The following is a 12,284-nucleotide window of genomic DNA, read 5'->3' on the forward strand; positions in this document are numbered from 1 at the left end:
GGTTAGTGGCCGAGCTAGTTTAGGTAGGTTAGGGGAGCGCACCTAAAAAACGCCGTTGGAGAAAAGACTGCGGAAGAAGCCGGCCGCGCGAGAGAGACGCGAGAGAGGAGCCCTGCGGAAAATGTCTAATGAACAGGCAGAAAACGCGGGGTGGGCTGTGCCGCCGCAGTCTCCAAAGCAGCAGCTACAGCAGTCCCCACCTCAGGTGGTGCTGCCACCGCAGCAGAGCTGGCAGCCGACTGTCTCGGATTCGACTATCACGGGTGCGACGCCGCGCTGGAAGGCCGATGAGATTGTTCGCAAGCGCGCGGACAGCGTCTTTCGATGGGCGATGAGCGGCGCCGGAGTATTCGCCGCATTTACCGTTTTCGTCTGGATGAGCATCCTGAGCCCCGGTCAGGACCTAGTGGTTTCCCTCCTCGGTGAGTTTGGAGCATGGGCTTTCGGTCTCTGTGGAATGGTTTCCCTCATTGGGCTGGGTTTTTCGGTCTACAAGACCCTCCAGGTGCTGCGTGACCGCGCAACGTATGCTCGCCCACTGCTGTCGCGCACGGCAACGGATGTGCGCACGATGCACATGTGGCCAGTGCGCAACATCACGGGGCCCGTGGTCGCGTTGGCTGAAACAGGAGTCACTGCCGTAATGGGGCCAGGTCGCTTTATCTGGTATCTGGCCTGCGTTTTGTGGCCACTTGCAGCGGGTTGGTTTATCGCTGCCGACGTATCCCGGACGTACTTCCAGGCCGGAATCATCACCGTTTTAGCGTGTGTGACGACTGCCCTCACAGCGCGGCTACTCGGCTACGTGTTGGCTCCCGAGGAAGTGCATCGCAACATTCCCGTTGGATCCGGTCGCGAACGCACCCAGCCCGGTTTCTGGTCCAAGGGCTTCATCCCCAGCGAAGCTACCGATGAACAAGGGGAGGCGGGCGCAATGGCCGTCGACAAGCAGCTTTTCGAAGGAACGGCGAGCGAATTCGTCGACGATTTTTATAAGTAGCCCAGGCAGTCGCGAATTACGGACTGCGAATAGGTATTCTGTGGCCTTGTGGGAAAGAAATCTCGTAAGAAGAATAATCAGGCCCCGGAGGGCATGAGCCGCCGTCAGGCGAAGCTGGCAGCCCGCGCTGCTGAGCGTGCAGCGCTGCTGGGCAATCCGCGTCCGTTCAAGGACTTCGACGAAGAGGCTGACATCGTGGCTGTCCGCGAGTTCGCTCCGGCTGTGGTCATTCCGGTCACGGTTGCTGACGCTGAGCGCGACATCAAGCTCTGCACCGTGCTGCCAGGTGGCGTTTCTGCTCTGACGCGTGCCGCTGACCAGGGCAATGAGGCTTTCGTCGCGCTGCAGACGCAGGCTCGCACCAATGATGGCGCTGCGGATCTCTCCCGTGCGCTGGCATGGGCCCGTGACGCAGAGCCGGGCCAGCAGCTCTCCGCCGCCACTGACGGCGAGGCTGCACCGCTTACCGACGTCCTGACCGCCGTGGATCTCGACAACCTGGAGGTCCATCAGGACTTCGAGTGGTGGATTCCCAAGGGCATTGAACGCACCCCGATGATCGAGCAGAACCTGGCCGTGGCTAACGACGCGATTCTCCCGTCGTACCGCCTGGATGCGAAGGTCGCTGGCGCTGTGTGGTGGATTGATCCGGGCGAGCGCGCTCACATCCGCTGGGTGCGCCGTGAAGATGAGAAGCCACTGCTGGACGCCTTGGCACGCGTGCACGCTGCGGACAACCTTTCACTGGGAGAGGGCACTAAGTTCGCTGGTGTCTTCCGCACCGATGGCCTGCTGGTGCCGGTCTGGGACCTGGATAACACCAAGCCGCACGACCACTGGATTGCTGCCGTGGAAGAGGCCGACAAGCGTATCGCTGAGGCGCTGGCCAGCGAAGAGCCGCTGACCGCCGAGGAGCGCAAGTCCCGTGAGACCATCGTGTCCCGTCAGGTGACCATTCGGAACTAGGTATCTAGACGGCCTGGCGCAGCTGGCATTAAAAAACTAACGCGTGTGGCTCAGCAAAAAGCTAAGTCACACGCGTTAGTTGTCTCGAAAGCTATCTGAAGCTGTTTTAGCTACCTTCTTGACTATCTCAGCTCCGCAAAAAGTGCTGGCGCTTCGATTTCGTCCCAGAGCAGCACATTGCCCGCATAACCGGTATCCATGGCGCCTGAGGTAGGCACGGTAAGGGAATCGGAACCGAAGAGCATGCGCAACATCAGCCAGGTCAGATGCCAGACATGGTCACCATCGCCGACGAACACGGCCTTAGTGCCAGCATTGGCCAGGCGAATCCAGCGGTAGGGGTTGAGCCATACCGCAGGTGATTTCAGGCGTCCCATTAGCGCACTCATGAATTCACGCTGCCGCTCTACGCGGTCCAAGTCTCCCTGGGCGGTAGCACGCGTGCGCACGTAACCCAGGGCGCCCGCGCCGTCGAATTTCTGGCAACCGGCCTGGATATTCAGACCTGCCAGCGGATCGTCGATGGCTTCTTCAGGGCACATCTCGATACCACCGACAGCATCGACGACACCGGCGAAACCGCCAAAGCCAATTTCGGCGTAGTGGTCGATGTGAATTCCAGTGTTTTTCTCGACGGTGTCGATGAGCAACTGGGGGCCACCAAATGCGAATGCCGCATTGATCTTGTTCTTGTCATTGCCCGGGATATCCACGAAGGAGTCACGCGGGATACTGACCAACTTCGGCTTACCGAACGCCGGAATGTGGGCAATCATGATGGTGTCGGTGCGCTGGCCGAAATCACCACTGCCCGTCGACAGCTTGGCAGCATCTTCCTCTGACAGGCCCGTACGAGAGTCCGAACCGACGAGCAACCAGTTGGAGGACATCGTATTGGCAGGGCGGTCTGCCAGATCTGAGAACGCATCGACCCTGGTCAGGCGGATGTCGACAAGTGCCATCGTGACGACAAGGAAGATAACGAGAAGCAGGATGATGGATTTAACGCGCAAGCGTGGCAGCCGCATGCGTGGCATGCGGAACCCAGACCTGACGCCGGCGCCGCCACGACTGCCACGGCGTCCACCACGGCCAGAACTCGCTGCTTGTGGGGCACTGTAGTAGTCCTGTGACGAGCCGTGCGAGGAAGATTGGAAATCCGCATCCGGATTATATCCGGGTGGGGGAAACCGCGGATCGCTGCCAGCGCGTCCGCTACCGGCCCGGTTCACCGGTGGACGGGACTCAATGCGCGTTTCGTTCAGTGGCGCCTGCCGACGTTCCGGTTGCGGCCTAGACCTGCGCGGAGGCATAGGCGCTGGGCGGGCTGCCCCTGCCCTAGATGGGCGGTCGGAACGGGGCGGGATGGGGCGTCGTGAAGCGCCACGCGAATCGGCCTCACGGGGGCGGGCATGCTTCGGCGACGCCTCGTCCACACGGCGGTAGATGGGGCGGCCATAGCGATCTTTAAGCGGCCTACCGTATCGGTCGCGGGCAATGCGCGAGTCGTCGAAGTTGCCTTCCATACCAATAAAGAATAGGCAACGACAGTGGACTAAGAGAACCGAGACAGCAATACAAGTCTTGGTAGCGCTGGCGTTACCCTGCATGCGACGTGCTGAAAGGGTTTGGGACCGAAGAAGAATATGCTGGAAATATGTCCGCAATGAACCAGAACTACGAATGCGCAGTCAACGAGTCGGATGTTTATGTCAAGAGCCGACATGGTGTCCCTCGAGGGTTCTTCGCCTGTGAGGCGGCGGGGCTGGACTGGCTGCGCGAGGGCGAATCTGACGGTGGTGCGCGCGTCGTGGATGTGCTGGGCGTGAGCGGGCATGCGCTGAAATTGCGTCGAATTGAGTCGATGGCGCCGAATCCACAGGCAGCGTACGAGTTTGGAAAATCGTTGGCTATTACCCACAATCTGGGCGCCGCTGGCTGGGGTGCCGGCCCCGATGAGTGGGAGGGGCACGGCTACTTCGGTCCGCTGGATCAGCCACTACAGATGGACCTGACTCCACGGGAGAGCTTCGGTGAATACTGGGCGAAAGGACGTCTTCTGCCTGCGCTGGGAAAGTTGGAAAACTCCTACAATAACCGTCAGCTAGATATCTTTGACCAGCTCATTGATCGGCTCTTGGCTGGAGATTTCGACAACGAGCCAGACGCCGCGCGTGTCCACGGTGACCTGTGGTGGGGAAACCTCATGTGGGATGCAGACGGCGCGATCTTGATTGACCCCGCGGCACACGGCGGAGCCCGCGAGGAAGATCTGGCACTGCTGGCGCTATTCGGGGCAACGCACTTCGATGAGATCTTGCGTGGCTACGAATCTGTACATCCCCTGCCGGATTTCGCCGAGAGCTGCGAACTCCACCAGCTCTACGCGGTGCTCATGCACGCGGTGCTATTTGGTGGCGGATACGCCGGACAGGCAGCGGCAATGGCAGCGAAGTACGTGCGTTAGCTGGCGTTAGCAGCCTCCAGCACGCTAGCGATCTCCAGTAGCTCTGCCTCACCGCAGTGCACCGCACCGATGTTGACGCTGGTGGCGGGGAGCTTCGCATTGGGTGTGCTGCCGCTTGTGCCCGGCACAGCAATTGGCACGGACACGCTTGCCCACCCAGTCAGATTCCACAGCGACAACCACGGTGTCCACCGGGTTTGCTCGTCAAAGTCCTCCCACGGCGCCAACGCAGAGAAATGCCCAATACGTGGCGGATCAAACGCCAGCGTTGGCGTAATCACCGCATCGACTTCCCAACGCGATCGAATCGCGCCGGGCAGAGCCATCCGCTGCTGATGTGTCGCCGCCGCCTCAGTTGCGGAAATCTCCTGGCCACAGGCGCGAATCCACTGCACGATCTCGGAGTAGTCCGCGCGCGGTAATTTCGTGGACATTCGCGTGATGGTCCGTCGAAAGATCTCGAACACGTCCGGACCTGCCGGGTCATAGGGGCTGGGCACTTCTACCACCTCATACCCGGCGTCGGCAAGACGGTCAGCCGCCGCCCACGCACCGTTTGCCCAGCGCTTATCGACGTCCACCTCAGCATGAAAAGGGCTGATAGTGACACCGATGCGAAGGGGGCGCTGGGACCGTCGGAAAACATGCGAGGTTGCGGAAAAGGGCACCCCGGCCAGTAGCGCTGCGTCATCGACTGTGCGAGTGAGAAAGGCAGGCGTGGAGAGATTTCCACCCGCAATATCGTGTGCTGGCTTCAACCCAACGAGGCCACAGCAGGCGGCAGGCACGCGGATGGAACCGCCACCGTCAGAGCCCAGAGCTGCGGGAACGACACCAGTTGCGACAGCCACCGCGCTGCCACCCGAGGAACCACCGGGAGTGCGTGGCGTGGTATCCGGTTGATTGGACAGCTGATCGGGCGCGGCGAAATAGGGGTTTTCCGGAGCCGGGTAGCCAATCGGCTCGGTGTAGGCGGTCATCCCAACCTCGGAGGTGTGTGTCGTCGACGTGAGGATGGCGCCGCGAGCCAGAAGTTTCGCCACGGGTTCCGAGGTTTCGGTGGCGGTGAAAGCCAAGTTGGCGGAGCCCATCGTGCATTTGACACCGGCGATGGTGAATAGGTCTTTGATCGCCACTGGCAGTCCCAGGAGGTCACGCGGGAGGCCGTGGCTAGCGCGCCGGGCGGCCTCTGATTGGGCAGTGAGGCTGCGTGCGCGGTCGACAGCGTGCTCGGCCAAGGACGTGGCAATACCGAAACGGGCGGGATTGGTCGCGGCGTCGTCGGCAAGCGTGGCGAATTCCGAAACGATTTCCGATACCGAGATTGCGCCACTGCGCACGGCTTCAGTGAGGGCGCGGGCGGGCATCTCGGAAGAAAAGGTCATGCAATAAGTGTAGAAGCCCTCTAATCTGAGCTTATGACGACGGTTACTTATTTGGGTCCTGCGGGCACATTCACCGAGCAGGCGCTGTGGGACATGGCGCGTGCTGGCGAGATTGATCCTGCAGGGGAATCCGCGGTCAATGCCGTGCCGGTGGATAGTCCCGCGGCCGCGCTTGGAGCCGTGCGCCGAGGGGAAGCGGACTTCGCCTGCGTGGCTATCGAAAGCAGCGTGGACGGTCCCGTCACACCAACTTTTGATGCCCTCGCTGCTGGGCCGGAGCTGCAGGTTTTCCGTGAAACCGAGGTCGGGGTGGTCTTCTCTATCCTGGTCCGTCCCGGTACGACGGCGGAACAGGCGCGTACTTTTACGACACATCCTGTGGCGTATCCGCAGGTCAAACAGTGGGTGGATGCCAACCTTCCGGGCGTGGAAGTTCATCAGGCCAGCTCCAATGCGGCGGCGGCCCACCAGGTCGCCGAGGGCACTCACGACGCTTGCGCTGCCCCGGCTCGCGCGGGTGAGCTGCTCGGACTTGAGGCGCTGGCCACTGAGGTCGCCGACGTGCGCGGTGCCCGGACCCGTTTCCTGCTGGTGGGGCGCCCCGGCGTGCCGACGCCGCGCACCGGCGCCGACCGCACCTCGGTCTCCTTCACGCTGCCGAACCAGCCTGGCACACTGATGCGCGCCATGAATGAGTTCGCAGTGCGACAGGTCAACCTCACCCGCATCGAGTCGCGGCCGACACGAGAGCTCTTCGGCCTCTACCGCTTCTACATTGACTGCAACGGCCACGTTGATGATGCACAGGTTGCGGCGGCTCTCGCGGCACTGCACGAATACGCCGAAGACCTGCGGTATCTGGGATCTTGGCCGGTTGCTGAGGGCGGTCGCCGCAGCATTATGACCCCGCCGCCGGATATCTCCCAGTCAATTGAATGGGTCGACGCGCTCAAGGAAGGACGAAGGTAAAACATGACACCCACCGCGCCCGAAAATCCAGTTGGACAGCTGCCTTTCCTCGATGACCGCCCAGACCGCCCTGAATCTGTCATGCCGGTTGATTCCCAGCGCATCATTTTCATCCGCCACGGGCAGACCACCGGCAACATCAACCGCCGCCTGGATACCGCATTGCCGGGCGCACCGCTCACCGACCTCGGTGTGAGGCAGGCGCGCAGTCTGGGACGTCTTTTGCTTCCCGACGTCCACAGAATCGGTGACATTGTCACATCCCATGCCCTGCGTGCACGCCAAACTGGTGCAGGCGCGGTCGCGAGTCTGCACCACCTGGGAGAGACTTCCGTTCGCATCCGCCATGAGGGTGGTCTCCACGAGATTCAGGCCGGCGATCTTGAGGGGCGCAATGATCGCGATGCGCACATGGAGTACATGCGCGCCTTCTATCAGTGGCTCAATGGAGAGCTGGAGTACCGCCTTCCCGGCGGTGAATCCGGTGCTGACGTGCTGAATCGGTACCTGCCGACGCTACAGCAGCTGCTGGAGCAGGCAGGAGCGACAGGTGGTGAATCCAAGGAGTCCAGGGAGGCCAGCAGCAAGGATGTCGTCATTGTCAGCCACGGCGCGGCTATTCGTCTGATTGGGCAGTATCTGACCGGGGTGGATCCGGAATACGCACTGCGACACCGCATTGCCAATACCGAGCGAATTGAGCTGGTTCCGAACGCAGCGGCCGTCGGCAAGCGTGCTGGCATTGAACCGGGCGCGTGGGATGTGCGTCGCTGGGGCGACAGCGAGTTGCCCTAGAAGGGAGCGAAACGGCGACCGTTACTGCTGACCGTTACTGCTGGCCCTCCTGAATCTCGCGGCGCTTCTGAGCTGCCAGGCGTAGGCGTTCTGTGCGACGCTTGGATTCCTCTTCGTTGATTTCGTTGAGGAGCTCTTCTTCGTCATCATTGATGTTCAAGGCGGCGCGCCCGATAAGGGCAACGGCCGCAGCGACGATGAAGCCGAGCCACGCGTTATCGATATTGGTGAAAAACATCAGAACGATAGTGACACATACGATAACGCCTGCAGCAGAATCAACAATGTTGAGCTGGCGGCCCTTTTTCATCAGGTTTTGCAGCTCTTGATCGACACTTTGATGCTGCGGATTAGCCGGGGTGCCCTGTGAACTCTCGGGGGAGACCTCAGCGGGCAGGTCCGCGAAGAGAGTTTGCAGTTCTGCCCGAGTTTTAGCGGAAGCAGCACTTTCGGCGCGTTTGGAGAACTCATCGACATCCAAGTAGCCATCAGCGAAATGATTGCCGAGACGCTCCATGGCAGCGTTGCGCTCCCTGTCGCCGACCCTGATTTCTGGCTTCTCGCTCGAGTTGTCGCTCATGGTTATTAAGGTTACAGGGAAGAAGAGGGGAGGGGACAGCATCGCGAGAGGAACGAGACCGTGCACGGCGGGACAAAATTACCCGTAGCCGAGTCGGTCCAAATCCTCCTCCTCGAGGCCGAAATAATGCCCGATTTCATGCAGGAGAGTGACCCGAATCTGCTCCACCAGCTCCTCTTCGGTGCGGCTGATGCGGCAGAGCATGTCGCGATACAGGCTGATTTGGTCAGGTGGACCCCAGTGGTTGTTAGAACGCTCGGTCAGAGGTATCCCCTCGTAGAGGCCCAGCAGTGTGGGCTCGTCGAGGTTATACGGGTGGACCTGGATGATGACCTGATCGAGCTGGTCGAGAAACTGCGTGGGGATGCGGTCGATGGCCTCATCGACAAGTGCATCGAACCGCTCCGGGCTAACGTCAACCATTTATGGTGCTGCCTCGCAATGTCCTCTTGTTTTACTGGCCGATTGTTCTACTGTCCGGCGGGAGCGACTGCGTTATCCGCAGCGCCTGCTCCTGCGCCAGTACCGTCGGCACCGACCTCACCGACGTCACCTGTGCCAGCGCCAGCGCCAGCGTCACCCTGCTCCTCCCGCAGCGGATTGCGCGGTGGCGGAGCCACGGGCGGCTGGCCGTCGATAGTGAAGGACTCGTTAGCGTGGCCATTGAGAGTGGCGAACCCGCCCTGGCCATTGTCCTTAATCAACCAGCAGTTCACACTGCGCGAGCCAGCATTGAGCGACTCCTGCGACAGTGACGTCCAAAATGGCAGCAGCGTTGAGTTGTACAGCGGGTCGTCGCCACCGAGGTAATTCTGCGCCAGAGTCACACACTGCTCTGCGAGCACATCATTTTGCTCCTGGTCAGTGGGGACATTGTCACCGAAGTGGTCGCGGAGATTGACAATTCCCGTCGACTCCATCAGGTGATCTTCCACGCACGGCACCTGGCGGATGGCGCCGTTTTCGTCCAATGTCACGCAGCGGCCGCCCTCGAACACGCGGGACTGGTCCTGCCCGGCCGCAGGACCGGACATGTGCGCCGTGTTGCCGTCTTCATCGACGACCTGGATACCGCACAGGAAGGTTCGGTCACCCTTTTCCCACTGGCTAGGCGAAGGAATGATCGGTGCCGTGATAAATCGACCGTCTGGATCGTACTGGCCGCCCAGGTATTCAGTCACAGTGTTGCGACACACGCCATTTTGCAGAGCCACCAAATTGTCTGCTGTCGGGTAGTTGGCAGTTTTGGCGTATTGCCCCGGATGTTCCTCGTAATCGGCGAGATTCAGTTTCTTGGCCACCTCATAAGCGTGCGGCTGCTCACAGGGCACGACGCGGAAGTCAGAAACATTCAAATCTTCTGCCAGGTTCCAGTCCAGACAGTTGCCCGCGGTTGCACTGGTGAACGCCGTCGTCTCCTTGTCGACGATGGTCGTTGTCGACGATGACGCGCTTGCCGACGAACCCTTGCCCCCAAGTGGCCCACTCGGTGGCTCGATGACTCCCGCTTGCAGCGCGAATGCCATCCCCGCGGCGCCGACCAGCATTGCCGTCGACAAAGCGCGCATTCCCCAGCTTCCACGCGAGTTATTCGAAGCGTTGGCATCGTTGCTGGCTACGGAGGATGCACCAGCGCTGGCATCTGCGCCAGTACCTGCACCGGAGTCAGTGTCTGTGGCGGCAGCGTGCTCGCGATCCTGGTTCATATTGTCATCAGCCATAGTGACCCCATTGTGCACCGCCAATGAGCCTGTGGACAAGGTAACGCTAAAAGCGACAACGTCCCCATGAGCGTCGATGTCGTGGCAAGGAGCTCTGCCATTGACGCTCTGTCCGAGTTTGCGGTCCGAGTTTGCTCAAGAGTTTTAAGCACTACAATAGTCCGGTATTTGTTCGCTACCCGAGGACACGAGTCTTGACCTGGACTGCACTACTTAGCCTGCTGGGCGTCCACATTATTGGTATGGCCTCACCAGGGCCTGACGTCTTCTTAGTCCTGCGCCTTGCCACCAAATCCCGAAGGCACGCCATCGCGGCAGTCGCGGGTATCAGTACTGGCGCCACAATCTGGATGACCCTCACAGTTTTTGGGTTCGCAGCCGTCATTACCGCCAATCCTTTGCTGATGGGCGTAATTCAACTTGTCGGTGGCTGTTATCTCATTTACATGGGCATCAGTATGGCCAAGGCAGGCATCAATACCCTCCGCGAACTGCGCGCCGGTGCCGCACCAGCCCTGGGAAGCGAGGCGCTCCGGTCGCCGAAGGCGACGTTCCGCCAGGGCTTTTTCACCAACATGTCGAACCCGAAGATTGTTCTCTTCCTCACCGCAGTGCTTTCACAGTTCATTCCCGCGGGCGCATCTGTGGGGACGCTCGTGCTTTGTACACTGGTGCTAATCGTCTCCCAAATCGCTTTCTTCCTATTTATCGCAATCGTGGTGTCGACGGATGCCGTCGTCAAGCGAATGGTGCTGGCAGGGCCGTGGATTGACACTGTCGCCGGCGTAATCTTCCTCGTCCTCGGCGCGCTGCTGGTCGCCTCAGGAGCGGAAGCGGCGCTCTAACATGCCTTGTGCCTGCTTGCCGACGTAAACCAGGTACTCTAGGGGACGTGATTGATCTCAAATTTCTCCGCGAAAACCCTGAAGTAGCCCGCGAGTCCCAGCGCACCCGTGGTGAGGACCCGGCATTGGTCGATCAGCTGCTGGAAGCTGACGCTAAGCGCCGTGAGGTTATTGCCTCCACCGACGCGCTGCGTTCGGAGCAGAAGGGCTTCGGTAAGAAGATTGGTCAGGCGTCGAAGGAAGAGCGTCCGACCATGTTGGAGAAGGCCAAGGAGCTTTCCGACGCCGTGAAGGCAGCCGAAGCGAAGCAGAAGGAAGCCGAGGCTGAGGTCGAGCGTCTGCAGTATCTGATTGGCAACATCGTTACGGGTGCGCCCGCCGGTGGCGAAGATGACTTTGTCGTGCTGGAGGAAATCGGCGAGATTCCACAGTTCGATTTTGAGCCCAAGGACCACCTGGACCTCGGTGAGTCGCTGGGACTTATTGATATGGAGCGTGGCGTCAAGGTCTCCGGTTCCCGCTTCTACTTCCTGACCGGCTACGGTGCCATGTTGCAGCTGGCCATGATGAACCTGGCTGCTCAGAAGGCAACTCAGAATGGTTTCCAGCTGATGGTGCCGCCGGTGCTGGTTCGTCCGGAGACCATGTCGGGTACCGGTTTCCTCGGTGCGCACTCCGATGAGATTTACTACCTGCAGGAAGATGACCTCTACCTGGTCGGTACCTCGGAAGTCGCGCTGGCCGGCTACCACTCCAACGAGATTATTGACCTGTCGGAGGGGCCGCGTCGCTACGCTGGTTGGTCTTCTTGTTTCCGTCGTGAAGCGGGCTCTTACGGCAAGGACACCCGCGGAATCCTGCGCGTGCACCAGTTCGACAAGCTGGAGATGTTCTCCTACTGTCCGCCGGAGCAGGCGGAGGCAGAACACCAGAAGCTGCTGAACATGGAGCGCGAGATGCTGGCCGCGGTCGATGTTCCGTACCGCATCATCGATGTTGCTGGTGGCGACCTGGGTGCATCCGCTTCCCGCAAGTTCGATACCGAGGCATGGGTGCCGACGCAGAACACTTACCGCGAGTTGACCTCGACTTCGAACTGCACGACTTTCCAGGCTCGTCGTTTGAAGACCCGCTACCGCGATGCCGATGGCAAGTCCCAGTACTGCGCCACCCTAAATGGCACGCTGGCTACGACGCGTTGGCTGGTCGCCATTTTGGAAAACCACCAGCAGGCCGATGGTTCTGTGGTGATTCCGGAGGCCCTGCGTCCGTTCATGATGGGCAAGGAAGTTCTCGAGCCGGTTAAGTAGGTGTGGCCCCGACACAGCCACACACTCACTTCACGACACCTATGGCACCTCATGCCACCTCCACAGCTGGCATGAGGTGCCATAGGTGTCGTGAAGTGCCCTAGGGGGCGTCCCTATGTTTTTGTCAAGCCTAAATCGGAGTTTTTAAGTGAAACTCTTGGGGGTAGGTTTAGGCATGGTTATTGTGCCCATCAACTGGTGTTGGTGGGCCTGATTTTCGTGTCACAGGAGCAATTCCTGCATAGG

Annotated in this window: 12 protein-coding genes; 7 read left to right on the forward strand and 5 right to left on the reverse strand. The window is 60.3% G+C overall.

Annotation, left to right across the window (positions count from 1 at the left end):
* Positions 1–121: 121 nt before the first annotated feature.
* A complete protein-coding gene (locus HMPREF2860_RS00130; protein WP_070628402.1) occupies positions 122–1,000 on the forward strand; it encodes a hypothetical protein in 879 nt (292 codons plus the stop codon).
* A gap of 48 nt (positions 1,001–1,048) precedes the next feature.
* Entirely contained in the window at positions 1,049–1,966 is a 918-nt protein-coding gene (locus HMPREF2860_RS00135; RefSeq protein ID WP_070628404.1) for a DUF5926 family protein, read from the forward strand.
* Positions 1,967–2,088: 122 nt separating this feature from the next.
* Here HMPREF2860_RS00135 and HMPREF2860_RS00140 read toward each other — a convergent pair whose 3' ends face one another.
* On the reverse strand, positions 2,089–3,492 hold the full coding sequence (locus tag HMPREF2860_RS00140) for an LCP family protein (RefSeq protein WP_239393057.1): 1,404 nt from the start codon (positions 3,490–3,492) through the stop codon (positions 2,089–2,091).
* A gap of 131 nt (positions 3,493–3,623) precedes the next feature.
* Between HMPREF2860_RS00140 and HMPREF2860_RS00145 the strand changes: the two genes are divergently transcribed.
* The gene (locus HMPREF2860_RS00145) at positions 3,624–4,433 is read left to right on the forward strand and encodes a fructosamine kinase family protein (RefSeq protein WP_038627012.1); all 810 of its coding nucleotides are present in this window, start codon (positions 3,624–3,626) and stop codon (positions 4,431–4,433) included.
* Here HMPREF2860_RS00145 and HMPREF2860_RS00150 read toward each other — a convergent pair.
* On the reverse strand, positions 4,430–5,818 hold the full coding sequence (locus HMPREF2860_RS00150) for an amidase (RefSeq protein WP_070628406.1): 1,389 nt from the start codon (positions 5,816–5,818) through the stop codon (positions 4,430–4,432). The genes HMPREF2860_RS00145 and HMPREF2860_RS00150 overlap by 4 nt on opposite strands.
* 33 nt (positions 5,819–5,851) lie before the next feature.
* Between HMPREF2860_RS00150 and pheA the strand changes: the two genes are divergently transcribed.
* A complete protein-coding gene (pheA, locus tag HMPREF2860_RS00155; protein WP_070628407.1) occupies positions 5,852–6,787 on the forward strand; it encodes a prephenate dehydratase in 936 nt (311 codons plus the stop codon).
* Positions 6,788–6,790: 3 nt separating this feature from the next.
* A complete protein-coding gene (locus HMPREF2860_RS00160) occupies positions 6,791–7,582 on the forward strand; it encodes a histidine phosphatase family protein (RefSeq protein ID WP_070628408.1) in 792 nt (263 codons plus the stop codon).
* A 34-nt stretch (positions 7,583–7,616) separates the two neighbouring features.
* On the opposite strand, the gene HMPREF2860_RS00165 is transcribed toward HMPREF2860_RS00160, so the two are convergent.
* The 3 genes from HMPREF2860_RS00165 to HMPREF2860_RS00175 form a co-directional block, all read right to left on the reverse strand.
* Entirely contained in the window at positions 7,617–8,162 is a 546-nt protein-coding gene (locus HMPREF2860_RS00165; RefSeq protein WP_038627001.1) for a DUF1707 SHOCT-like domain-containing protein, read from the reverse strand.
* A 78-nt stretch (positions 8,163–8,240) separates the two neighbouring features.
* On the reverse strand, positions 8,241–8,585 hold the full coding sequence (locus tag HMPREF2860_RS00170; protein WP_038626990.1) for a metallopeptidase family protein: 345 nt from the start codon (positions 8,583–8,585) through the stop codon (positions 8,241–8,243).
* A gap of 47 nt (positions 8,586–8,632) precedes the next feature.
* Positions 8,633–9,883, reverse strand: coding sequence for a septum formation family protein (locus HMPREF2860_RS00175; protein ID WP_222867040.1), 1,251 nt, complete (start codon positions 9,881–9,883; stop codon positions 8,633–8,635).
* Between the two features lie 194 nt (positions 9,884–10,077).
* On the opposite strand from HMPREF2860_RS00175, the gene HMPREF2860_RS00180 reads away from it, so the two are divergent.
* Positions 10,078–10,728 (forward strand): LysE family translocator, encoded by a 651-nt coding sequence (locus tag HMPREF2860_RS00180; protein WP_038626986.1) that lies wholly within the window; start codon positions 10,078–10,080, stop codon positions 10,726–10,728.
* A 47-nt stretch (positions 10,729–10,775) separates the two neighbouring features.
* The gene (gene serS, locus HMPREF2860_RS00185) at positions 10,776–12,038 is read left to right on the forward strand and encodes a serine--tRNA ligase (RefSeq protein ID WP_070432254.1); all 1,263 of its coding nucleotides are present in this window, start codon (positions 10,776–10,778) and stop codon (positions 12,036–12,038) included.
* The last annotated feature ends 246 nt before the right edge of the window (positions 12,039–12,284 follow it).

The organism is Corynebacterium sp. HMSC064E10 (assembly GCF_001812505.1).
Lineage (GTDB): Bacteria > Actinomycetota > Actinomycetes > Mycobacteriales > Mycobacteriaceae > Corynebacterium > Corynebacterium amycolatum.